Source organism: Luteibacter sp. GL_149, from assembly GCF_057834065.1.
Genome location: NZ_CM174395.1, coordinates 3,878,184 through 3,901,307, shown reverse-complemented (window position 1 = coordinate 3,901,307; position 23,124 = coordinate 3,878,184). Strand labels below are relative to the sequence as shown.

Here is a 23,124-nt window from a genome sequence, read left to right as displayed (position 1 = left end):
AGGAGCCCGCTTCCGGGCTTCTACAAGGGTACTAATGCAGTTGTAAACGTTTACGTGCCTAGGAGGGTATCGGCCGCGGAGCCAGTTCGCTCTAGACTGGCCCCCTGAAAGAGCACAGGGGCAGTTGGGATGGGGATCGATCGGGGAAGCGCGGGCGAGGTGGCGGAATCCGCCCTGCTCGTGGATGTGGCGACGCGCCTCCGGCATCCGCGTATCGACCGCATCGTTGCCTCGTTCCGCGAACACCACGTGTCCGTGATGCGCGCGGTGCTGCTCGGCCTGACCACGATCTGGACGGCCTACTGGCTCAACGGCAGCCAGTTGCCCATGAGGGCCGACGCGCGCTCGGCATTCCCCCTTGCCATGGCGCTGTTCGTGCTGAGCGTCGTCTGGATGCTCTGCATCCGTGCGGCCTGGCTGCGCGACAGCACCCGGGTGGACGCCGTGGGCGTTATCGCCAACTTCGTCATGACCGGCGCGCTGCTGAAGGCCGGCTTCATGCTGGTCATTACGCTGAGCGCCGTGCTGCCGTTCCTGTCGGTGGCCGTGGGGGCCCGGTACGGGCGACGCCCCTTCATCGCCAGCATCGGGGCATCCCTGATCATCCTGGGCGTGAGCGCTCCGGCCGGTTACTGGATCAGCCGGCCGGCTTACGCGCTGTATGCGCTGGCGCTGGTCATCATCCTGCCTATCACGATCTTCCGCATGATGGATGCGTTGCGTGTGGTATCGGTGGAAGCCATCGCATCGCGCGAGGCCCAGCACCGGTTCATTTCGATGATGAGCCACGAGATGCGCACGCCGCTCAATACCGTCATCCATTCCGCGGCGCTGATCGATACCGGCGCGATGGCCGACGACCAGCGCCGGCTGGTGGCGTTGCTGGCCTCGAACGCGAACGCGCTACTCCATCGGGTCAATGCGGTACTCGACGTCGCGTCGTTCAACGGAGGCCGTCTGACGTTGCGGCACCAGTCGTTTACTTTCGACGAGGTGCTGGCCACGGTGCGCGACGTCTGTCGTTCCCATGCCGTGGAAAAGAACATTTCCCTTTCGCTGGTTTGCGCACCGGTCGCGAGCGGCGTGTTCAAGGGCGATCCGGGTCGCATCGAGCAGGTGCTGAGTAACCTGGTATCCAATGCGGTGAAATTCACGCCGGCGGGCGGTCGCGTCGAAGTGGTCGTCACCCTGTCCGCGTCGTCGGCGAGCATGGGCGACTCAATTCTGTGCACCGTTGCCGATACGGGTGTCGGCATCGCCGACGAGGACAAGGCGCGTATCTTCCGCCCCTTCCATCAGGTCAGCGGGGGAGCGGCAAGAACCAACGACGGCGTCGGCCTCGGGCTTTATATCGTGCGCAGCGTGTCCGATCAGATGAACGGCGCGCTCGACGTTGCCGACCGGCCCGGCGGTGGCAGCATTTTCTCGTGGCGTTTTCCGCTGGTGCGGGCGCCGGTCGGTACGAAAGCGTCCTCGGAATTGTCCGTGGCCGATCGTCTCGACGAGCATCGCGCGCGCGTGCCGGCACTCGAGTGCCTGGTAGTGGACGACAATGCCTCCAATTGCGAAATCATCGGCCGCATCCTTCATCGTGCGGGGCACATCGCCACGTTCAGTACGAACGGGAACCAGGCGGTCGAATGCATTGCGGCGCATAGCTTCGATGTGGTCTTCATGGATTTGCATATGCCCGGCGGCTCGGGCTGGGACGTGATTCGGCGCATCGAGCATGCGGCTAGTGCCAGCCGCATGCCGCCCATCGTGATGCTCAGTGCCGACTCCAGCCAGGATGCGATCCGCATGGCATTCAAAGGCGGTGCCCGCGCTTATCTGACCAAGCCGATTCCGACGGCGCGTCTGCTCGACGTACTCGAATCCATTGCCGAGGAACGTCGTCTCGAACGTTTCTCGCGGACATGGCAGCCAGCAATCGATCCGCCGGTGGGCAGGCGGGGCGATGCCGTCCCCCTGGAGGACATGCGCGAACTGGTCTCGCCACGGGAGCTTCGCCAGTTCGTGGACCTTTGCGACGATGCGATGCGCACGCATGGCAAGTCTCTGCGCGATGCACTGACGCGCGGCGAATATCCGGATGCGTCCGAAGCACTGCATTCGCTGAAGAATGTCGTCGGTAACCTGGGGGTGCCCGGTGCGACCCGTGTCTGCGACGACCTGGGTGTGCTGATCGACGCCGGCACCGGCATGGCCGGTGCGATCTTCGAACTCGACAGCCTGCTGCGTTCGGCGCACCGCTTCGTCGACGAACAGCGTCTGCGTTTGAATGAGGCGATCCGGGCCGACGCGCAGCTCCCGCCTGTTGGTGCGTAGGAGCCCGCTTGCGGGCGGCATCGTAACCCTTCCCCGTTGGGGTATCGTTGCGACATGGGGCGTGGACAGGAGGTTTGCGCGATTTCACTGTTTCCCCATTTTTTCGCGGTCATAATCGATCACTCTATCGTTACCAGGGGGCGCCCATGCCAAGCCCACGGGACTGCGCCATCGCGCACGAAGGCGCGACAGTCGTACGCGGGAATGTTCGCTTCACGGTGCTGACGCCGCGGGTTATCCGTCTGGAATGGAATGCTATCGGCGTGTTCGACGACGAGCGGACGCAGTTCGCCGTGTATCGGGCGCTGCCGGTGCCACCGTTTCGCCTGGACGAGGACGAGCGGACGTTGACGATCGACACGGGCTCGCTGGTGCTGCGTTATACGAAGGGCGAGGGTCCCTTCGATGCCGCCAACCTGGCCATTGACGTGATCGATGACGACCGCAGGACGACCTGGGTGCCGGGGACGGTTCAGCGGGAGAACCTTGGCGGCACATATCGCACGCTGGATCGCTACGACGGCGATACCTGGCAGGATGGCAGCAGGCTGCCTCTGGAGGACGGTCTGCTCGCCCGCGACGGCTGGCATGTGATCGACGATTCGGCGAGCTTCCGTATCGACGACGACGGCTGGGTGTTGCCGCGCAAGGGCGAGGGCGACCAGGACTTCTATTTCTTCGGTTACGGCCGCGCGTTCCGTACGGCGATTGCGGACTTCGCCGCCATTTCCGGTCCGCAGCCCATGCCGCCGCGCTTCGTGTTCGGTTACTGGTGGTCGCGTTACTGGAACTATTCCGACGAGGAACTGCGCATTCTCGTCGCGCGTTTCGACAAGGAACGTATCCCGCTGGACGTGCTGGTGCTGGACATGGACTGGCATACGACGCCGGGACTTTCGTTGCGCGAAGGGCACGAGCACACCGATGTCTTCGGCGAAAAATCGGGCTGGACCGGCTATACGTTCAACCGCAGCCTTTTTCCCGATCCGATGGCCTTCATGCGCTGGGTGCATGGCGAGAAGCTCCACGTTACCCTCAACCTGCATCCGGCTTCCGGTGTGATGCCGCATGAGGAAAAGTACGAGGCGATGGCCCGGCAGTTGTCGTGGAATACGTCGACGAAGGCACCGATTCCCTACGAGGGCACATCCCGGCCGTATATGCGCGCGTTGTTCGACACGATCCTGCATCCGCTCGAAAGGCAGGGCGTGGATTTCTGGTGGCTCGACTGGCAGCAGTGGGCCGATTCGAAAGCGATGCCCGGCCTTAGCAACACGTGGTGGCTTAACCATGTGTTCTTTACCGAAATGCAGCGCCACGACGACGCACGCGGCCTGATTTATCATCGCTGGGGCGGGCTGGGCAATCATCGCTATCCGATCGGTTTCTCGGGCGACAGCGTGATCACGTGGACATCGCTGGCGTATCAGCCGCACTTCACCGCCATGGCGTCCAACGTGCTGTATGGCTACTGGAGCCACGATATCGGTGGCCATACCTTCGATAAGAGCATCCCGCGCGAGGATCGGCACCTCGACCCGGAACTCTATGCGCGCTGGATGCAGTACGGCGTATTCAGTCCCGTGTTCCGTACGCATTCGGCGAAGGAAGCCAGTCTGCACAAGGAGCCCTGGCATTTCGGTCCGCCGTATGGCGACGCCATTTTCGACGCGATCCGTTTGCGCTATCGCCTGGCGCCATATATCTATGGCGCGTCGCGCGAGGCCTACGACACCGGCGTATCGATCGTCCGACCGATGTACTACGACTGGCCCGAACACGACATGGCTTACAACGTCCCCGGGCAATACATGTTCGGAGACGACTTGCTGGTGGCGCCCGTTACCGTGCCGATGAAGGATGGCGCGGCGCCGTTTCCGGTCTGGCTGCCGCCGGGCCTCTGGTACAGCCGTGGCGGCGCGGAATCGTTCGAGGGCGGCCAGGTGTTCGAGCGCAGTTACGGGCTCCACGAAATTCCGATTTTCGTACGGCCGGGCAGCGTGATTCCGCTCTATCCGGAGGGATTGCGGCATCTTTCGACGGTTCCTTCCACGCTTACGCTGCAGGTGTTTCCGGGAGCGGAAGGCGATGCGTCGCTATACGACGACGATGGCGCGACGCAGGGATACCAGCGCGGCGAATATGCGCGGACAAAGGTACGAAGCAGGCACGGAACAAAGACGCATCGCGTGCATATCGATGCGATGGAGGGTTCGTATCGGGGCAAGCCGGCGACGCGCGCATATACCGTGGAACTGCTCGACTCCGACGTACCCGAGGCTGTCGAGGTCAACGGCCGCGAACTGCCGTATTGCGCGACGCCGGCGCCGGGCACCTGGCTGTTCGATACGATGTGGCTGTGCATACGCGTGGAGCTGGAACCGGCATCCGTCGACGAGGCGCATGACATCGTCGCACGGTTCGATCCCGTGTATGCGAAGCCTCCTGGCTTACTGCACCGGATGCGGCGCGCGCGGGATGCGGTGGGGTATCTGAAGCAGGTATGGAACGATATTTCGGCACTCCCCGACGACATCGATCTGGCGGGACAGGCGGCGCGCGTGCTTGCCTATACGGTCGACGAAGGAGATGACGCGAGTCGCGCCGCGCGCTTTGCCGAGGCGGTGCGAGAGTTCGAGCGGCGGTTCGCGGCGTTGCCGGACAGTGTGGCGGCAACGCCGATCGACGATGAGTTGAAGCGTGGGTTTGTGGAGCGGTTGGGGTGGTAAGCAAGGAGATTACGATTCCCTCGACGCCCAGCCGTCGTTCCTGCGCAGGCAGGAACCCAGTGCGGTGCGATGGGTTTTGGCGACATGGCCTGTTCACGCTCTTGAAAAGGGAACGTGCGCACTTCGTGTTGACCGGGCATGGTCGCCCTGGGTCCCTGCCTGCGCAGGGACGACGGTGAGGATTTCTAACATGTTGCGGTGGGTGTTGTTACTTGCCCTGTTCCCGGCCTTCGGCATCGCCCAGGCCCAGACCGCCGTGCGCGTCGGCTCCAAAGCCGACAACGAAGGAGCGCTGCTCGGGCAGATCGTGCTGCAGGTATTGCGCCACGAAGGCATTCCCGTCGAAGACCGCACGCAGCTGGGCCCCACGTCGATCGTGCGACGCGCTTTGCTACACGGCGATCTGGATATCTATCCCGAATACACCGGCAACGCGGCTTTCTTCTTCCACCGCGAAGGCGATCCCGCTTTCCGCGATTCAAAACAGGCGCACGCCCTCGCAGCCTCGCTCGACGAGAAGGCGAACCGGCTGGTCTGGCTCGATCCCGCGCCCGCCGACAATCACTGGGCCATCGGTATACGTCGCGATGTGGCTGTCCCGGCGCATCTGGCGACGCTGGACGACTTCGCCCACTGGGTGAATGCCGGTGGCTATGTGCTATTGGCCGGTTCCGCCGAATTCGTCGAAAGCGACGCGGCATTGCCCGCGTTTCAGCAGGCGTATGGTTTCCGGCTGCGTGGCTCGCAGTTGCTGGTGCTGGCGGGCGGCGACACGTCGGCCACCATCAAGGCCGCCGCCGAGGGTACATCGGGAGTGAATGCGAGCATGGTGTACATGACCGACGGTGCGCTGGCGGTCACGGGTCTTGTCGTGCTTGAAGACACGCGTCGTGTGGAACCTGTTTACCAGCCCGCGCCGGTGGTGCGGGCCGACGTGCTGGCCCGGTATCCGCGAATGCGGGCCGCGCTCGCGGCGGCATTCGCGCCATTGACGGTGGACACCTTGCGTCGCCTGAACGCGCGTACGCAGATCGACGGAGAGGATGCGGCGCGCGTTGCCGCGGACTATCTTCGCTCCCGGCATCTTTCGGACTGACGCGTGAGTACACGTACCGACCTTCCTCTTGCGCTGCTATCCGCAGTCGGCCTGCTTGCCGCGACGACGGGTACGTTTCTGGAGGTCGCACCGAACCGGCTGCTGTCGGGCAGCGCGCTCACGCTCTGGCATGTGCCGCCGGCGATGGGCGGATGGATCGTGCTGGCGTTGTGGTGCGTGGGATTGGCGTGCTCGTTGCTGACGATGAAGCGGGGACTGTCGATAGCGTGCGCGCTCCTCGTCGGACTTCCGCTTCTGGCGGGCGCAGGCGCGCATCGGCTGCTCGCGGATGCTTCGATTCATACGACGCGGATCCAGCTTGGCGCGGGATTCTGGATCATGTGGCTGGCGGCGGCACTGCTGTTGCTCGATCGTCTGCGTGGGGCGCGTCGTGTCGTGCAGTTGGCGATATGGACCGGCGTTGTCGTCGCGTTTGTCGTGGCTGGCTGGAGCGGTGCGTTCGCCGATCTGGCCCTCGTGCGCGAATACGTCGCGCAGCGCGACGTCTTCGCTACCGCGTTGCGCATCCATCTCCTGCTGACCCTGGGGACGCTGGGACTCGCGCTGGCGATCGGTCTGCCGCTCGGCTGGATCGCGTGGCGGCGCCGGCGGGCAGGCAACGGCATCCTGGGCGTGCTGTCGCTGGTGCAGACGGTGCCGTCGATCGCGCTGTTCGCGCTGCTGATCGGCCCGCTGGCCTGGCTTGCGCAACACATGCCCTCGCTTCAGGCCATGGGATTCGGTGGCACGGGCGCGGCGCCGGCGGTCATCGCGCTATGTCTTTACGCCTTGCTGCCGGTGGTGCGATATACCCTCGCGGGTCTGGATGGCGTGCCGCGCGATGCGGTCGAGGCCGCCCGCGGCATGGGCATGACGCGCTGGCAGGTGCTGGCACGCGTGCAATGGCCGCTGGCGTGGCCCGTTCTGCTGGCGGGTCTGCGTATCGTCAGCGTACAGGCGATCGGCATGGTTGCCGTGGCCGCGCTGATCGGCGCGGGCGGTCTGGGGCGATTCGTATTCCTCGGCGTGGGCCAGGGTGCCATCGATATGGTGTTGCTCGGTACGCTGGCGATCATTGCGCTGGCCTTGCTGGCGGACCTCGTGTTTCAGGCGGCACTGATGTTGACGGAGCGGCACGGATGATCGAACTCGACCATGTGACCAAGCGCTACGGCGAGACGGCGGTTATCGACGATCTTTCGCTGCGCATCGAAGGCGGCGAACTCTTCGTGCTGGTGGGGCCGTCGGGGTCTGGCAAGTCGACCCTGTTGCGCACGATCAACCGGTTGGTTTCCATCGACGACGGGGCGATCCGCATCGACGGACGCGATGTGCGCGAGGTTCCGGTGGCATCGCTTCGCCGCGGGATCGGATACGCCATCCAGTCGGTCGGCCTGTTTCCGCATCGAACAGTGGCGGAGAACATCGCGACGGTACCGCGCCTGCTCGGCTGGCCGGCGGCGCGTATCCGTGCACGAGTGGACGAACTGATTGCTATGCTCCAGCTCGATGGGGAAAGCGTTCTCGATCGCTATCCGCATGCCTTGTCGGGAGGTCAGCAGCAGCGTGTCGGGGTGGCGCGCGCGTTGGCGGCGGAGCCCGCGATCATGTTGATGGACGAACCTTTCGGTGCGCTGGACCCGCTGACCCGCGATGCCTTGCAGTCCAGTATCCAGGCGATCCATGCGCAGACGGGAACGACGATTGTCTTTGTTACCCACGACATGGACGAAGCGCTTCGCCTGGGCGAGCGCATCGGTCTGATGGAGAGCGGCCGGTTGCTCCAGGTCGGTACGCCGCTGGAACTGCTGCGCGATCCCGCCTGCGAGCGCGTGCGCGCTTTCGTGGGTGGTGAAAATCCGGGGTTGCGCGAGCTTTCCGTGCGTCGTGTTCGTTCGGTGCTGCGTCATGGCGAGGCATCCGCCGCTCCCGCGGTCGATGCCGATGCGACGTTGCAACAGGCTCTGGCAACGATGCTGGAACACGGACGCGATGTCTTGCGTGTGCGCGATGCGAAGGGTGCAACGCTGGGCGTGCTGCATCTCACCGATTTGCTGGCGCGCAAACCGTGACGATCGCCGGACGCGGCGCGTGGCGCATCGCATGGCCGTGTCTCGCGCTTGCCGTGTTGCTTGTCGCGCTGCCGCGGATGGCGCCGGTCTTCCATGCCTGGATGCCCGAACTGCGTGCGCCGGTTTATACGCGTACGAGTTTCGTCGCGTTGACGGCCGCGCATGTCGGCCTGGTCGGTCTGGCTACGCTGATCGCGGTGGTGCTTGGACTGGGTATCGGGATCCTCGCGACGCGTCCGGCCACGCGGTCGCTGTTGCCGACGGTACGCGCGGTCGCGGTGATCGGGCAGACGTTTCCGCCGGTGGCCGTTCTGGCGATCGCGGTGCCGCTGCTTGGCTTCGGCGCGGCACCGACGTTGCTCGCTTTATGTCTGTACGGGGTGCTCCCGGTACTGGGGCAGACGGTGGCGGGAATCGAGAATGTCTCGCGCCCCGCGCTGGATGCCGCCGACGGCATGGGCTACGGACGATGGCGAAAATTATGGGAGGTCGAGCTGCCTCTGGCTGCTGGGCCGATCATGGCGGGTGTCAGGCTTTCGGCGATCGTCAGCGTCGGCACGGCGACCATCGGCTCGGCGGTCGGTGCATCGACGCTGGGCGCACCGATTATCGAGGGACTGGTTTCCAACAACACCGCATATGTCGTACAGGGTGCGCTGCTTGTCGCGGCGCTGGCCATGTCGATCGATGCCGTGCTGGCATGGATCGAGCGGTACGTGCGCAGAGGGCTTGTGTAGGAGTGCTCGAGAGCGCTCCTGCAACAGCGGGTTACAACGGAGGCGCGGGCAGCCCGTGCCGGCTTTTCCATGCCGCCAGGCGCTCGCGATAACGCTCCATGGCCTCGTCGTAGACGTCGTAAACGCAGCGCACGCAGCCTTCGCCGCAGCATGCTTCCGCGTCGGGTTCCGGCGGCGGCTGGGGTTCGGGATCGTCGGTCGAAGTCATGGCGATATAGCTTACGTCCTGCGAAGATCGGTGGTTTCACCGGAAGGGGCTGGAACATGCGTCGTCGTTGGATTTACCTGCGCATTGTCGCGCTTTCGCTGGTTGCCGTGCTGCTTGCCGCGTGCGCGAGCGTGTCGCCGCAACCGGCGGCTTCTTATCGCATCGTGGGCTATATCGCGCGTTTCGATGGGCTGGAAGCGCTGGACGTGAGCCATATCGATACGTTGATTTTCGCCTTCGCCAAGGTGCAGGACGGCGCCGTCACGCTGGATGACGCGGGGCGAGCCAACCTGGCGAAAGTCGTTGCCCTGAAGCGCCGGCAGCCACGGCTTGGCGTGGTGGTGTCCGTCGGTGGCTGGACCGCCGGCGGTTTCTCGGAGGCGGCGATGACGCCCGCGACGCGGCAGCGTTTTGCCGACAGCGCGGCGGCGCTGATCGTTGCGAACGGTGCCGATGGCCTGGACGTGGACTGGGAATATCCCGGGCATAACGAGGGCGGCATCGCATCGAGTCCGCTCGATCGTGCGCACTTTACCGAGCTGCTGCGCGCGATACGTTCCAGCCTCGATCGTGCTGGCGACGGAAAGCACTACACGCTCAGCATCGCGGCCGCGGACGGTCCCTTCGTCGACGGTATCGACATAGCCGCGGTGAATCCGTTGCTGGACTGGTTCAACCTGATGACCTACGACTTCCACAACAGCATGACGCCTACCAGCGGACATCATGCCGGTCTGCATGCGTCGGCGCTTGCCGCAGCCGATTCGCGTACGACCGATCGCGCGGTGCGTCAGTTCGAAGCCGCCGGCGTGCCGGCGCGCAAGCTGTTTATCGGTGCGGCGTTCTATGGCCGCGAGTTCGCGGATGTGCGCGACGCGCATAACGGTCTGTACCAGACCTATGGCCACTATCAGGGCGAGCACGACTGGCCGGAACTGAAACGCGACTTCATCGGCCGCAACGGGTACATCCGCTATTGGGATGCGGAGGCGAAAGCGCCGTACCTGTGGAACTCCACGACGCATCGGTTCGTCAGCTACGACGATCCGGAATCGCTTGCCGCGAAGGCGGCCTATGTGAAGGCCGAGAAGCTGGGTGGGGTGATGTATTGGGAGCAGAGCCATGACGAGCATGGCGAGCTGGTGGATGCGATCTGGAATGGGTTGAAGTAGTCAGCGGTTCCGCGTCGCCGCTTCGTTGGCTTTCGCCGACGAAGTCGGCTCCCACCGATCGATACCTGGTGGGAGCCGATTCCGTCGGCGAGAGCCTGTGCAATGATGAAGCCGAATCCTCTTACCAGATTTTCACCCGCTGCTTCGGATCGAGATAAAGCTTCTGTCCGGCCTTGGGCGAAAACGCGTCATACCACGCATCGATATTGCGCACCGTCTGGGCGCGGAAGCGACCCGGCGCATGCCCGTCGCCGATGATCTGCGCACGGAGCGCCGCGTCGCGGGTCTTCGAGCGCCAGGACTGCGCGAAGGCCAGGAAGAAGCGCTGGTCGCCGCTCAGGCCGTCGATCACCGGTGCTTCCTTGCCGCCCAGCGACTTGCGATAGGCCGCATAAGCGATAGCCAGGCCCGATACGTCCGCGATGTTCTCGCCCAGTGTCTGCTGGCCGTTGACGTGCAGGCCCGGCAGGGCTTCGTACTGGTTGTACTGCTCGACCAGACGCTGACCCGCTGCCTTGAAATGCTGTTGATCGGCGTCGGTCCACCAGTTGGCCAGACGGCCCTGGGCATCGAATTCGGCACCCGTGTTGTCGAAGCTGTGGCTGATCTCGTGACCGATGACGGCGCCGATCGATCCGTAGTTCGCGGCGGCATCGGCCTTCGGGTCGAAGAACGGCGCTTCGAGAATCGCCGCCGGGAAGTTCAGCGCGTTCTGTAGCGGCAGGTTCACCGCGTTGACCGTCTGCGGCGTCATCCACCATTCGTTGCGATCCACCGGCTGGCTGAGCTTGGCGACCTGGTGGTGGTATTCGAATGCCTCGGCGCGCAGGTGATTGCCGAGCGCGTCGTCGGGACGGATATCCAGCGACCCGTAATCGCGCCACGTATCGGGATAGCCCACACCGACCTTGACGGTTGCGATCTTGGCCTTGGCCTTCTGCTTGGTCGCGGGAGTCATCCAGTCGATCGTGTCGACGCGGTCGTCGAACGCTTTGAGGATGTTGTCCACCATCGTCTGGACTTCCGCGCGGGACGATGCCGGGAAGTACTTCTTGACGTAGATCTGGCCTACCGCATCGCCGAGATCGTTGTTGGTGCGGGCAAGACCGCGCTTCCAGCGATCGCGTTGCTTCGGCGTGCCTTGCAGCGTATGGCCGAAGAAGTCGAACGAAAGATCGTCGTAAGCCTTGGGCAGCAGTCCGGCGTTTTCGCTGATCGCGTGGAAACGCAGGTAAGCCTTCCAGGTGGCGACTGGCTCGCTGGCGACGAGGGCGGAAAGCCTGGTCACCGTGTCCGGCTGCCAGACGATGAAGGTTTTCTGGGTATCGAGGCCAGCGGCCTTGAAGTAAGCGGACCAGTCGATACCGGGGGCCTTCGTGGCGAATGCGCCGATCGGCCACGGGTTGTTCGCCTTATGGATGTCTTCGCTTTCGACGATGCTCTGCTGTGCTTTAGCGATCTTCGTTTCCAGCGCGAAGATGTCGCGTGCCTTGCCTTCCGGGTCGGGCGTGCCGGCCTGCTTCAGGATCGCGACGATATAGGCCTGGTACTTCTCGCGCGCCGCAACCATGTCCTTGCCGCTTTCAAGGTAGTAGTCGCGATTGGGCATGCCGAGGCCGCCCTGCAGCAGGTAGGGCAGGTTGTGCGACGGATCTTCCAGGCCCTGTGCGACGAACAGGCCGAACAGATGATCGGTGTGCAGGTTGGTGGCGTTGATCGGATCGACGTCGGCGCGCAACTGGTCGCCGAGTACGCGCGAGAGGTCGGCCGGCGTGCCGATGGCGTCGATGGCGCCCAGCTCCGCGGACAGCGGCTTCAGGCCGGCCTTCTCGATGGTGGCTTCGTCCATGAACGCCTTGTAGTAGTCGGCGATCAGTCGCGCCTGGCTGCCCTTGGCCGGATTGCCTTCGCCCGCGGCTTTCACCAGTTCGGCGTTGCGCTTCTCGGCCTTCTCGAACACCTGCAGAAAGATGCCGGTGCTGGAGCGGTCGGCGGGGATGACCGCCGTTTTCTGCCAGTGGCCGTTGGCGTAGGCATCGAAATCGTCGCCGGGCTGGACGGCGCGGTCGATACCGGCCAGGTCGACGCCGCCGGGCTCGGGGGCTGGCGAGGGCGCGGGACTGGCCGCGAGGGCGGACGCGCCGCAGGCGACGGCGGTAGCGAAGATCCAGCGATAACGGGCCATGGGCGCGCACCTTCTTAAAAGGTCGGATTGGGGCGCCCACGATAGTCCCCGCCGGGCCCGTTGTGACTATGACCAATGGCCCAGAAGCGATTTTCGGCACGATTTTTCTGAAAAACGCGCCATTAACCGCGTCGCGCCGCCCGTTGGCGAGCTGTTGTGCAGTAATGACCGTCCGGCGCCCATCCCGCGCCGGAAGGGTGCCGGCCACGGGTCGCCCGGGCCGGCTTCCGCGTCACATCTCACTAAGCAGATAACAGACCTGGAGATCTATATGAACGCTCGTTTCGAACTCACCGGCCCCCTGATGGACATCTCAAGCTATCCCATCTGGGCACAGGATATGGTGTCGTCCTGTTCGGATGCGCGTCGTGGCATCGTGGAACACGAGATGTGGGACGCCATGCGCGCCGCTCGTCTCGACCCGGTATCGACCCGCAACTTCATGGTGGGCGTGTGGCCCGTCATCGAACGTTTTCCCGCCTATATGTCGCATAGCCTCCTGAAAACCCGCTATGGCCGCAGTCAGGGCGACGACATGGCCCGCCGCTGGCTGGTCCGCAACATCCGCGTCGAGCAGAACCACGCCGACTACTGGCTCAACTGGGCCGAAGGCGCGGGTGTAGCGCGCGAGGAGGTGCTCAATGGAGCGGCACCGACGGGATCCCAGGCGCTGGCCCATTGGTGCGAGGAGGTCAGCAGTCGCGACTCGCTGGCTGCGAGCATCGCCGCGACCAACTATGCCGTGGAAGGGGCGACCGGGGACTGGTCCCAGTTGATCTGGGAAAGCAAGGCCTACGCCGAAAGTTTGCCGATTATCGGCCGTAAAGCCAGCCTGCGGTGGCTACAGTTACACGCAGCTTATGACGATACCCATCCGTGGGAGGCTCTGGAAATCGTCTGCGCGTTGCTTGGAAACAATCCACCGATCGACGAGGTGGAGCACATTCAGGAGTGTGTCCGCCGTAGTTACGTCAGTATGAGCATTACCCTCGACAGGTGCGTGGATGCAGCGGCAACGTTCGACAATATGAACGAAGTTGCGGCATAACGGGGCGTCGCCTTGGCAAAGTGGCGCATTATTGACGTGAGCTTTGGTTGAGCGAGGGCCGCGATGCGCAGAACCCATGCTGGCATGCAACAGCCCCTGTTGCGGCGCCTCAGGCCCCTGGCCTATGCGCTCGTGGCCGTCGTTGCCCTGATTCTCCTGCTCACGTGGGGTGCTTTGCAGACTCAGGTCATTCTCGCCGGTTTTCTCAACGGCGAGAGTGTCTGGGCCAAAGCGCAAAAGCAGGCCGTGATCGACCTGGACGACTACGCGGCCACCGGCGACGCGATGCATCTCCAGGGCTTCCACACCAATTACTCCATCCTTATTGCCGACCGCTGGGCGCGCGATGCCATCGCCACCGGCGATTTCGACCGGAAGGAAGTGGAAGACTCCTTCGCCCGTGGCGATGTCATTCCCGTGGCTATTCCCGGCATGGTGTTCATGTTCGAACACTTTTCCAGCCTTCCTTACATGAAGGAAGCCAATGTCGCGTGGCGTTCCGTGGACGGCAGTCTGGAGGAACTGAACCAGATCGCCGACCGGCTTCAGCACGACTATGCGAAGGGGGCGCCTCCGCCAGCGGATATTCGCGCCGTACGCGCGAGGATCTCCGCGCTCAACCGTTATATCGAACCGCGAGCGAAGCTGTTTTCCCTGCAGATCGCCAATGGCGCCGTGTGGCTGGGACAGGTGTTGTTCTTCGCCGTCCTCGGCGTGGCCGCGCTGGCGTCGTTGCTGTGGCTGCGCATGGCCGGCCGGATTCTTTCCAGCATTCGCGGTACGGAAGAGCGTTACAGCCTACTCTTCGACAGTGCGGCGGACGCGATCTTCATCGCAGACGAGGCCACGGGGCGTATTCTCGACGTCAATCAGCGGGCCGCTTCGTGGATAGGCTGCACCCGCGCGGAATTATTGGGGATCGACCTCGGCAGTCTGTTCGCCGAAGGATCGCCGCAGTCGGGCGTCGGCTCGCTGCGCATGCCCGAGGGCGGCACGCTGCCCGTGGAAACGCAGAGCAGTCTGGTCGTATGGGGCGATCGCCGCGTCTGTCAGGCGATCGTGCGCGATATCTCCGAGCGTGTGGCCATCGAGCAGGAACGCCGCATCGCCGCCGAGGCACTGGCCAGCATCGCCGAGGGCGTCATCATCGCCGACGCCGACCGTCGTGTGACGACCGCGAACGAGGCCCATACACGCCTGACCGGTATCCCGGCCGAGGCGCTCCGGCATACGCGCTTCGATGCCACGCGCACGTTGCCCGACGGGCGTCCGTTGCCGCAGATCATCTGGGACGATGTCGCCGAAGGCGCGAACTGGGTGGGCGAAGTGGAAAGCCGTCGCTCCGACGGTACGACCTATCCGGAAATGCTCAGCATCAGCGCCATCCGCGACGGCATGGGACGGCCCCAACATTATGTCGCCGTGTTCACCGACGTCACCGCGCGCAAGGCGGACCGGCAACGTCTGCAACACCTGGCGACGCACGATCCGCTGACCGGTCTGGTTACCCGGTCGGAATTCGAGCGCCTGTGCAGCGAAGCGATAACGCGCGCCACGCATAGTCGGGGTGCGATCGCCGTGATGTTCGTCGACCTCGATGCCTTTAAGGTCGTCAACGACAGTTATAGCCATGCGATCGGCGATACATTGCTGGTCCGCGTGGCCGACCGCATCCGTGCGCAGCTGGCGCGCAAGGATGTCGCGGGACGTATTGGTGGCGACGAGTTCACCATCCTGCTTCCCGATCTGCGGTCCCGCGAGGAAGCATCGGAGGTGGCGCAGGCATTGCTCGGTGCATTGGCCCGTCCGTTCGATCTGGGCGACTACGAAATTTTTCTCAGCGCGAGCATCGGCATCGCGGGTTTTCCGCTGGACGGCGGCGACCCCGTAACGCTGATCGCGAACGCCGACGCAGCGATGTATACGGCCAAGTCCGAAGAGCGCAACGCGCTCAGGTTCTACACACCGAAGATGCATGCCGATGCCCGCAGGCGTCTGCAACTGGCCGCCGATCTTCGGCAGGCGCTGGCACGTAACGAGTTCCATCTGGTGTACCAGCCCAGCGTCGAGCTTCGCACGGGCCGGATCGTCGCCGTCGAGGCGCTGATCCGCTGGAATCATCCCGATCGCGGCAACGTCACGCCGGACGAGTTCATTCCTATCGCCGAAAGCCTCGGACTGATCCGGCTGATCGACCGCTGGGTGCTGGAAACCGCCTGCGCGCAGGTATGCCGCTGGGACGAAGCCCACCTGCCGCCCATCCGCATCGCGGTGAATGTCTCCGCGGGATCGCTGGGTCATCCCGATTTCGTTGCCGGCATCAGTGCGGTGCTTACGGCTACCGGTTTGCCGGCCAAACGTCTGCTGCTGGAAATTACCGAAAGCGCGATTCTTCATTTGGGCGAAGACACTCAGCGCACGATGCTCGCGTTGCATGGACTGGGTATCGGTGTCGCTATCGACGATTTCGGTACGGGTTATTCGTCGCTGGCGTATCTGAAGCTACCTTCCGTCAAATTCCTGAAGATCGACCGTTCGTTTATTACCGGCTTGCCCAATAGTTCCAACGATGCCGCCATCACCGAAGCGATGGTGGCCATCGCGCGCAGCCTCGATCTGAACACGATTGCCGAAGGCATCGAAACCGAGGGGCAGCATGAATTCCTGCTGCGTGCGGGATGCGCCGAGGGGCAAGGGTTTCTCTACTCGCGCCCGCTGCCCACGGAAGAAATCGAGCGGCTGCTCGCGCCGAACGCGAAACAGCCGGCCAAGAAGCTGACGCTGGTGCCGCCGAAGAGGGCGTGAGGCAGGGCCTCTTTTGTAGGAGCTCGCTTGCGGGCGAAAGCCGATGGAGCGGCGATGCGGAGGATTGCATCCGCAGCCAGGACAGCGGGCTCGCGGATGTGAGCACCAGCTTCCTCGCCCTGTCGGCTTTCGCTCGCAAGCGAGCTCCTACAATTAAGAGCGAAACAAGCAAGCCGGTTACGTGCCCGGGCGTTAGAATAGCCGGCAGTCACCCATCGTCAGGCCCCCACCGTGCCGAATACCGACTCCATCGTTTTCCTCTTCGATGTCGATAACACCTTGCTCGACAACGACCGCTTCAGCGCCGACCTTGCCGCACGCCTCGAGCGCGATTTCGGTCCCGAAGGCCGCGACGCCTATAACGCCATCGATCGCGACCTGCGCGACCAGTACGGTTATGCGGATTACCTCACCACGTTGCAGCGCTTCCGTATCGGACGCGAGACACACCCAAAGCTGGCGGAAATGTCGTTCTTCCTGCTCGACTACCCGTTCGACGAACGCGTATTTCCGGGCACGCTCGACGCCATCACCCACCTGCGCGGCATGGGCCGGCCCGTCATTCTTTCCGATGGCGATGTCGTGTTCCAGCCGCGCAAGGTGCGCCGCGCGGGGCTGTGGGATGCGTTTGCCGGCGACGTGCTCATCTACGTGCACAAGGAAGACATGCTGGACGATATGCGCGCCCGGTATCCGGCGATGCACTACGTCATGATCGACGACAAGCCGCGCATCCTGGTCGCGCTGAAGAAAGTCATGGGCGACAGCGTCACGACGGTCTTCGTGCGTCAGGGGCACTACGCGGCGGCGGCGGGCAAGGAACTGGAAGAGACGCCGCCCGATATCGTGCTCGATGCCATCGCCGATCTGCGCGGGCTGGACGCCAGCGCCTTCGGGCCGCGCAACGCTACGGTCTAGGGGGCAGCAGCTTTCCGGGATTGAGGATGCCGTCGGGATCGAAGGCATCCTTCACGTTGTGCATCAGGTGCAGCGTGGCGGGCGACAGCGCCAGTGGCATGAATTCGCGTTTGGCGATGCCGATGCCATGCTCGCCCGACAAGGTGCCATCGAGCGAAATGACGAGCGCGAAGACATCGTGCAGGCAGGCCTCGGCCCGCGTGCGCTCGGCGTCGTTGCGTGGCAGCAGGTTCACGTGCAGGTTGCCGTTGCCGGCATGACCGAAGCACACGATCAGGACATCGTGCGCGGCGGCCAGTCGCTTCACGCCATCGACCAGCTCGGGCAGGCGACTGACGGGTACCACCACGTCCTCATTGATCTTGTGCGGCGAAATCGTGCGCTGCGCGGGAGACAGTGCTTTGCGCGCGGACCATAACAATGCGGTTTCCTCGTCGGTGCGCGCAACGCTGAGTTCGATCAGGCCGTCGCCCCGCGCCGCCGCTGCCACCGCATCGGCGGCAGCGGGCAGGGCATCGGGTTCGCCGTCGACCTCGATCATCAGCATGGCGCCGGCGACGGGCACGGTGTCGCCACCATGCGCCCGCGCAAGCCCGAGTGCGACATCGTCGATGAACTCCAGCGCACACGGCGTCACCGGCTGCGCCATGATGCGCGCGACGGCGCGCGCGGCTGATCCGACGTCTTTATAAGTCGCACGCATCGTGCGCAGGGCCGACGGTTTCGGGGTGAGCTTGAGCGTCGCCTCCGTCACCAGCGCCAGCGTTCCTTCCGAGCCGATCAGCAAGCGCGTGAGGTCGTAGCCCGTAGCGCCCTTCGTCGTATAGGTGCCGCAGCGGAAACCTTCTCCGCTGCCGGCCACTGCGCGCAGGCCCAGTGTGTTGTCGCGCGGGCTGCCGTATTTCACGGCGCGCGGGCCGGCCGAGTTGCACGCCAGATTGCCGCCGATGCTGCACCAGGGCGACGAGGTCGGATCGGGTGGCCAGAAAAATCCCAGCGGCGCCAACGCTTTCTGCAGATCGCCGTTCAGTACGCCGGGTTCGACGACGGCGAGGCGGTTGTCCGGGTCGATTCTGACGATGCGGTTCATGCGCTCGAAACTGACAACCACGCCACCTTCGACGGGCACCGTGGCGCCTGTGGTGTTCGTGCCACGACCCCGGGCGATCACCGGCACGCGATGGCGCCGGCAGGCACGTACAAGCGATTCGACCTGCTCGTGGTTACGAACGAATGCGACCGCGTCGGGCAGCGCCTGCCGCCGCGAATTGTCGTAGGAGTAGCTGAGGCGCTCGGCCTCGGCCATCGAAAAATCGTCGCCGAGGAGATCGCGTAGCTCGGCGCCCAGCGCGGTCGGAAAGGGGGTGGTCATGGGGTGGATGATAGCGCTGCGGTATCGCGGGATGTTTCACGGTTACACAGCGTCGAACGCGCCGCGGTGCCAGTCGGGTGAGGCATCCCCTTCGAACGCCACCACGTCGAATCGGCACGGGCGCTGCGCGTCGCGTGGGTATCCGAGCAGATAAAACGATGCGGCGCGGATAAGCTTTTTCTGTTTCGACGCTGTCACCGAAGCAGCGGCGCCGCCAAAGGCCCGGCCGCTCCGATAACGCACTTCGACGAAGACCAGCGTGTCGCCTTCGCGCATCACCAGATCGATTTCGCCGCAGCGTGTCTGGTAGTTGGCTTGCACGAAGGTCAGGCCCTGGCCTTCGAGAAAAGTCCGGGCGCGTGCCTCGCAGCGGTCGCCGGCGGCACGTCGCGGTGTGACGGGTGGTTTCTGTTTCACGCGGACGTCCCTGTCTGCGATGGGTGAATGGGATCAGCCTTCGCCGGTATCCACGGTGGGCGATGCGGCGGGAGCTTCGAGTTCGAGGCTGCCCGCGATCGGATGGGCCACGCCGTCCTGGAAACGGGCCCAGATCAGCACGCGCCGCACGCGGCCGAACTCATCCGCGACCAGTTGTCCCGTGGCGCCGGGAAAGTAGCTGCCCGGATGCGCACGCAACCACTCCAGGTAGGGCACCAGGCCCCAGGCGTCCATGCCGAACGCGAAGAGCCGTGCCGACACGCCGCGCGTAGGCGGCATGCTGCCCGTAAGATCGCTGCGGCGGGGCAGGCCGGGCTGGGCATCGAACAGCCATGGTGCGTCGCAGAATTCCACGCCGTCCAGATCGCGATCGGATGCCGCATCGTCGACTCCGCCGTACACGTGCGAGGTGGCGAAGATCGGCAGGGTGTTCTTCGCAAGCCGCAACTGGGGGACGAGCAGGCGTGCCTGCTGCGGCTTCATGCTGATGAAGATGCCGTTGGTGACCGGGTCCTTGTCGGTGGACTCGTGCAACTGGGACGCATAGTCGACGGTGGCGGTGTTCAGCGTGATCTGGCTATCGAGAACGCCGCCGCGTGCTTGCCACTCCGCTTTGAATGCGTTGCCCGCGCGTCGCGCGAAGTCGTCCGTGGACACGATGACGCTCGCGTTCTTGATGCCGCGATCCGCCATGTGATCGGCCACCTGCGCGCCCTCGGTTTCGGGAAGCAGGCCGAATTCGTTGGCGCCGGCGGGGGGCAGGTTGCGGTTGTCGTTAGGGTAGTTAAGCGTGAGGATCGGCGCCGGCAGTGCGCCTTTGGCGAAAATCGCCGAGACGCCGTCGCGATTCAGTGGGCCGACCACCAGCCGTGCGCCTTCGGCAACGGCCTTGTCGTAAGCGGCGACGGCGTGCTGGGCGTCGTTGCCCGAATCGTAGACGGCGACGGCCGGACGCGGGGCGTCGTTGCGGCCAGCGTCGATGTAGGACGTGAAGAAGCCGTCGCGGATGGTGGTGCCCGCAGAGGCAAGGGGGCCGCTCAGCGGCAGCAGCAGGGCGACCTTGGTCGGCACCTTATAGCCTTCGCGCACACCCTTTTCGCCGCCGGTGACCGTGCCGACCGCCTGATCGAGAACGGCGGGCGGACGCGACACGCTGACACCCAGTTGGGTCTGTGCTTCGTTGATCCACGGCAACATGCGATCGCCGGGGGGCAGGCCTGCCGCGCGACCGGATAGATCGGCGGCGCCGAGGCCCGATAGCAGGGTGACGATCTGCCGGCGGTTCTGCTCGCGGTCGAGGCCTTGCAGCTGACCGTCCATGTCCACGCGCGTACCGGCCGCCTTCCAGGGATCGCCCGCGGCAGCCTGCGCACGGGCGCGAAGTTCCGTCAGTCGGAGCATCAGGGCGGGCGATACGCGGGACGTGGGCTGTCCCGTCAGGGAGAGCGCGGTGGCGGGATCGTTGTTCTTGAGGGCGATTTCGGCACGCAACGCGTCGAAGTGCAGGGCATCCTCGCCTTCCAGTTTCGAGCGCCGGATGTCGGCGAGCAGCGGCGCGCCGCGTTCGATCGTGCCTTCTTGCCGGTAGGACTCCGCCGCGAGCAGCTTGTAGTAGTCGCGGTGGCTGGGGTCCTGACTGGCCAGGTCGAGATAAGCCTGCGCTGCCTCGCCGAACTGACCCCGGGTATACAGCGCCTGCGCCGCCTGTGTCGCCGCGCCGGATGGCGCGCTCGTGGTGCGCTGGGCGCCCGGCGTGACGCAGCCGGCGAGTCCGGCGGTGAGCAGAAGGCCACAGGCCATGGTGCGAAACGGACGCATGGGGGAATTCCATTGAAGGCAGCGCCCGGGATCATAGCCGATCGGTTTGAATGGTCGCTGTGAGGTACGCCCGCTACGGCTGAAGGCGCTCATGGTGGGTAGGCGCCCGCCGGGGCTTGCATCGCTGGCCGTGCCCGTACAATGGCGAGTCGCTTTAAAGGAAATGCCCCATGTCCACGCCCAAGCAAGGCACTCTCTTTGTCGTCGCCACGCCTATCGGCCATCGCGACGACATGACGGTGCGGGCTATCGAGACGCTGAAGCGTGCCGATGTGGTTGCCGCCGAGGACACCCGGCATACGCGGCCGCTCCTGCAGCATTACGCTATCGATACTCCGCTGATGGCCTTGCACGATCACAACGAACGAACCGCTGTCGATGGTCTTGTGACCCGGATGCTTGGCGGGGAAAACGTGGCGCTGGTGTCCGACGCCGGTACGCCGCTGATCAGCGATCCGGGTTTCCGCCTCGTTCGTGCGGCTCGCGCAGCGGGTATCCGCGTCAGTCCGATCCCCGGTGCGTGCGCGGCGATTGCCGCCCTGTCGGTGGCGGGTCTGCCCAGCGACCGGTTCGTATTCGAGGGATTTCTTTCCGCGAAAGCGGGCGCGCGACGGTCGCGCCTGCAGGAACTCGTCGGCGAGACGCGTACCGTTATCTATTACGAATCGTCGCATCGCGTCCTCGAATGCCTTGAAGACATGCGCGAGATCTTCGGCGCGGAACGCGAGGTCGTGCTGGCGCGCGAGCTGACGAAGATGTTCGAGACGGTACTGGGCGAGCCGCTGGGTACGCTGGTGGAACGCGTCGCCGCCGATCCCAATCAGCAGAAGGGTGAGTTCGTGCTGATGGTGGCTGGGCACACGATGGACGAAGACGCCCGCGTGGGCGAAGGACTGCGGGTATTCGCGATTCTCCGCGAGGACATGCCGCCGGCGAAGGCGGCCAAGCTGGCGGCGGCAATCACGGGTGCGCCGAGGAAGGCGCTGTACGGGGCGGGCTGATCGAAACGTGGGCGCGGGTTCCTACAAATATCCGTGGACCCATCCCGCGACGTGTACAATTCGCGGTGGAGTCGGCCGGGCAGTCGCGTCGCGCGCAAGCGCATCGAGGAAAGTCCGGGCTCCATAGGGCAGGGTGCCAGGTAACTCCTGGGCAGCGTGAGCTGACGGCCAGTGCAACAGAGAGCAGACCGCCGATGGCCCCGCAAGGGGATCAGGTAAGGGTGAAAGGGTGCGGTAAGAGCGCACCGCGTGCGGGGCTAACGCCGCATGGCACGGTAAACCCCACCCGGAGCAAGACCAAATAAGGGGACTATGACGCGGCCCGTGTCGTCCCCGGGTAGGTTGCTGGAGCCTGACGGTGACGTCAGGCCGAGAAGAATGACTGTCGCGTCGCAAGACGTACAGAACCCGGCTTATAGGCCGACTCCTTTCATTCGCAACAACGGGATGCGCCCGACGTCGATCATGACGTCGGGCGTTCTTGCGTTCGGGTATTGCGATTGTCTGAACACCCGCTTCAGTTCCGCCCGATTCTGCCCGAGACACAGCTCACAGTTCGTCGTCGGTGCGCACAAAAAAACCCACTGATTCAAGCACCTTGCGGCCCTTCCTCATAAACGGCTGGAAATACGCATGAACCGCAGCTTTCTCTTTGATTCTCAAGAAAAATTTCTTGACAGTCTCAGGGGGCGAGACTATCGTGGGCTCCGGTGTCAAATCGTGGGATTTGGTGGGGTAATCAGCGAATGTTCCAAGGCGAAACAGCCATCACGGTCGACGACAAAGGTCGTCTGACGATTCCGACGTCATATCGGGATCTGGTCGTGAGTGCGTGCGCCAATCGTCTGGTCATTACCTACAACCCCTTCGACATCGGTTGCCTCTGGATATTCCCTCACGACGAGTGGGAGAAGGTCCGGGATCAGGTGAACGCATTGCCCAGTGTAAAAGCCGTCCACCGCGCCCTGCAGATGAAGCTGGTGGGTGCCGCGGCGATGGTCGAACCCGACGGTGCCGCGCGAGTCCTGCTTCCCGCAAGTCAACGCGCGGCGGCGGGCATAGAGAAAAAAGCGGTACTGCTGGGCATGGGTAACAAATTCGAACTCTGGAGCGAGCAGGCCCACCTCGCGAAGATTCGCCAGACCATCGGCGAAGACGATATCAGCGACGACATGACCGAACTGCGTTTGTAATGAC

The 23,124-nt window shown here is 64.2% G+C and carries 17 protein-coding genes and 1 other RNA gene; 13 read left to right on the top strand and 5 right to left on the bottom strand.

Going from position 1 to position 23,124, the window contains the following annotated elements:
- Positions 1–129: 129 nt before the first annotated feature.
- The 6 genes from AC3IR3_RS17260 (at position 130) to AC3IR3_RS17235 (ending at position 8,962) form a co-directional block, all read left to right on the top strand.
- Positions 130–2,328 (top strand): hybrid sensor histidine kinase/response regulator, encoded by a 2,199-nt coding sequence (locus tag AC3IR3_RS17260; RefSeq protein WP_489193929.1) that lies wholly within the window; start codon positions 130–132, stop codon positions 2,326–2,328.
- A 146-nt stretch (positions 2,329–2,474) separates the two neighbouring features.
- On the top strand, positions 2,475–5,057 hold the full coding sequence (locus AC3IR3_RS17255) for a glycoside hydrolase family 31 protein (protein WP_489193928.1): 2,583 nt from the start codon (positions 2,475–2,477) through the stop codon (positions 5,055–5,057).
- A 190-nt stretch (positions 5,058–5,247) separates the two neighbouring features.
- Positions 5,248–6,153: a glycine betaine ABC transporter substrate-binding protein gene (locus AC3IR3_RS17250; RefSeq protein ID WP_489193926.1), complete on the top strand. Its 906-nt coding sequence runs from the start codon at positions 5,248–5,250 to the stop codon at positions 6,151–6,153.
- A gap of 3 nt (positions 6,154–6,156) precedes the next feature.
- Positions 6,157–7,296, top strand: a complete 1,140-nt coding sequence (locus AC3IR3_RS17245) for an ABC transporter permease (protein ID WP_489193924.1) — start codon at positions 6,157–6,159, stop codon at positions 7,294–7,296.
- Positions 7,293–8,225, top strand: coding sequence for an ABC transporter ATP-binding protein (locus AC3IR3_RS17240; RefSeq protein WP_489193922.1), 933 nt, complete (start codon positions 7,293–7,295; stop codon positions 8,223–8,225). The genes AC3IR3_RS17245 and AC3IR3_RS17240 overlap by 4 nt, the downstream gene beginning before the upstream one ends.
- Positions 8,222–8,962, top strand: a complete 741-nt coding sequence (locus AC3IR3_RS17235; RefSeq protein ID WP_489193920.1) for an ABC transporter permease — start codon at positions 8,222–8,224, stop codon at positions 8,960–8,962. Before AC3IR3_RS17240 ends, AC3IR3_RS17235 begins: the two co-directional genes overlap by 4 nt.
- A gap of 31 nt (positions 8,963–8,993) precedes the next feature.
- On the opposite strand, the gene AC3IR3_RS17230 is transcribed toward AC3IR3_RS17235, so the two are convergent.
- Positions 8,994–9,170 carry an oxidoreductase-like domain-containing protein gene (locus AC3IR3_RS17230; protein WP_489193918.1) on the bottom strand — a complete coding sequence of 59 codons (177 nt, stop codon included), beginning with the start codon at positions 9,168–9,170 and terminating at the stop codon, positions 8,994–8,996.
- A gap of 56 nt (positions 9,171–9,226) precedes the next feature.
- Between AC3IR3_RS17230 and AC3IR3_RS17225 the strand changes: the two genes are divergently transcribed.
- Complete coding sequence (locus AC3IR3_RS17225) at positions 9,227–10,342, top strand: glycoside hydrolase family 18 protein (RefSeq protein ID WP_489193916.1); 1,116 nt, start codon at positions 9,227–9,229, stop codon at positions 10,340–10,342.
- A 121-nt stretch (positions 10,343–10,463) separates the two neighbouring features.
- Here the strand turns inward: AC3IR3_RS17225 and AC3IR3_RS17220 are convergent, their stop codons facing one another.
- Complete coding sequence (locus AC3IR3_RS17220) at positions 10,464–12,527, bottom strand: M13 family metallopeptidase (RefSeq protein ID WP_489193914.1); 2,064 nt, start codon at positions 12,525–12,527, stop codon at positions 10,464–10,466.
- 271 nt (positions 12,528–12,798) lie between these two features.
- Between AC3IR3_RS17220 and AC3IR3_RS17215 the strand changes: the two genes are divergently transcribed.
- From AC3IR3_RS17215 to AC3IR3_RS17205, 3 genes are all read left to right on the top strand, one after another.
- On the top strand, positions 12,799–13,575 hold the full coding sequence (locus AC3IR3_RS17215) for an iron-containing redox enzyme family protein (RefSeq protein WP_489193912.1): 777 nt from the start codon (positions 12,799–12,801) through the stop codon (positions 13,573–13,575).
- A gap of 84 nt (positions 13,576–13,659) precedes the next feature.
- On the top strand, positions 13,660–16,380 hold the full coding sequence (locus AC3IR3_RS17210) for a putative bifunctional diguanylate cyclase/phosphodiesterase (protein ID WP_489225028.1): 2,721 nt from the start codon (positions 13,660–13,662) through the stop codon (positions 16,378–16,380).
- 231 nt (positions 16,381–16,611) lie between these two features.
- The gene (locus AC3IR3_RS17205) at positions 16,612–17,298 is read left to right on the top strand and encodes an HAD family hydrolase (RefSeq protein ID WP_489193910.1); all 687 of its coding nucleotides are present in this window, start codon (positions 16,612–16,614) and stop codon (positions 17,296–17,298) included.
- Here the strand turns inward: AC3IR3_RS17205 and AC3IR3_RS17200 are convergent.
- The 3 genes from AC3IR3_RS17200 to AC3IR3_RS17190 are packed head-to-tail and all read right to left on the bottom strand — an operon-like array spanning position 17,288 to position 20,926.
- Positions 17,288–18,670 (bottom strand): FAD-binding oxidoreductase, encoded by a 1,383-nt coding sequence (locus tag AC3IR3_RS17200; protein WP_489193908.1) that lies wholly within the window; start codon positions 18,668–18,670, stop codon positions 17,288–17,290. The genes AC3IR3_RS17205 and AC3IR3_RS17200 overlap by 11 nt on opposite strands.
- A 42-nt stretch (positions 18,671–18,712) precedes the next feature.
- Positions 18,713–19,087, bottom strand: coding sequence for a YraN family protein (locus AC3IR3_RS17195; RefSeq protein ID WP_489193906.1), 375 nt, complete (start codon positions 19,085–19,087; stop codon positions 18,713–18,715).
- Positions 19,088–19,120: 33 nt separating this feature from the next.
- Positions 19,121–20,926, bottom strand: a complete 1,806-nt coding sequence (locus AC3IR3_RS17190) for a penicillin-binding protein activator (RefSeq protein WP_489193904.1) — start codon at positions 20,924–20,926, stop codon at positions 19,121–19,123.
- A 170-nt stretch (positions 20,927–21,096) separates the two neighbouring features.
- Here AC3IR3_RS17190 and rsmI point away from each other — a divergent pair, with 170 nt between their 5' ends.
- From rsmI to mraZ, 3 genes are all read left to right on the top strand, one after another.
- Positions 21,097–21,927, top strand: coding sequence for a 16S rRNA (cytidine(1402)-2'-O)-methyltransferase (gene rsmI / locus AC3IR3_RS17185; protein WP_489193903.1), 831 nt, complete (start codon positions 21,097–21,099; stop codon positions 21,925–21,927).
- A gap of 67 nt (positions 21,928–21,994) precedes the next feature.
- Positions 21,995–22,359: RNase P RNA component class A (gene rnpB, locus AC3IR3_RS17180), an RNA gene on the top strand.
- A 314-nt stretch (positions 22,360–22,673) separates the two neighbouring features.
- On the top strand, positions 22,674–23,120 hold the full coding sequence (gene mraZ, locus AC3IR3_RS17175; protein WP_489193902.1) for a division/cell wall cluster transcriptional repressor MraZ: 447 nt from the start codon (positions 22,674–22,676) through the stop codon (positions 23,118–23,120).
- Positions 23,121–23,124: the final 4 nt, after the last annotated feature.

Coding starts and splice junctions, on each gene's coding strand:
- AC3IR3_RS17260 (WP_489193929.1), top strand. CDS start 130: ATGGGGATCGATCGGGGAAGCGCGGGCGAGGTGGCGGAATCCGCCCTG.
- AC3IR3_RS17255 (WP_489193928.1), top strand. CDS start 2,475: ATGCCAAGCCCACGGGACTGCGCCATCGCGCACGAAGGCGCGACAGTC.
- AC3IR3_RS17250 (WP_489193926.1), top strand. CDS start 5,248: ATGTTGCGGTGGGTGTTGTTACTTGCCCTGTTCCCGGCCTTCGGCATC.
- AC3IR3_RS17240 (WP_489193922.1), top strand. CDS start 7,293: ATGATCGAACTCGACCATGTGACCAAGCGCTACGGCGAGACGGCGGTT.
- AC3IR3_RS17230 (WP_489193918.1), bottom strand. CDS start 9,170: ATGACTTCGACCGACGATCCCGAACCCCAGCCGCCGCCGGAACCCGAC.
- AC3IR3_RS17225 (WP_489193916.1), top strand. CDS start 9,227: ATGCGTCGTCGTTGGATTTACCTGCGCATTGTCGCGCTTTCGCTGGTT.
- AC3IR3_RS17220 (WP_489193914.1), bottom strand. CDS start 12,527: ATGGCCCGTTATCGCTGGATCTTCGCTACCGCCGTCGCCTGCGGCGCG.
- AC3IR3_RS17215 (WP_489193912.1), top strand. CDS start 12,799: ATGAACGCTCGTTTCGAACTCACCGGCCCCCTGATGGACATCTCAAGC.
- AC3IR3_RS17210 (WP_489225028.1), top strand. CDS start 13,660: ATGCAACAGCCCCTGTTGCGGCGCCTCAGGCCCCTGGCCTATGCGCTC.
- AC3IR3_RS17200 (WP_489193908.1), bottom strand. CDS start 18,670: ATGACCACCCCCTTTCCGACCGCGCTGGGCGCCGAGCTACGCGATCTC.
- AC3IR3_RS17190 (WP_489193904.1), bottom strand. CDS start 20,926: ATGCGTCCGTTTCGCACCATGGCCTGTGGCCTTCTGCTCACCGCCGGA.
- rsmI (WP_489193903.1), top strand. CDS start 21,097: ATGTCCACGCCCAAGCAAGGCACTCTCTTTGTCGTCGCCACGCCTATC.
- mraZ (WP_489193902.1), top strand. CDS start 22,674: ATGTTCCAAGGCGAAACAGCCATCACGGTCGACGACAAAGGTCGTCTG.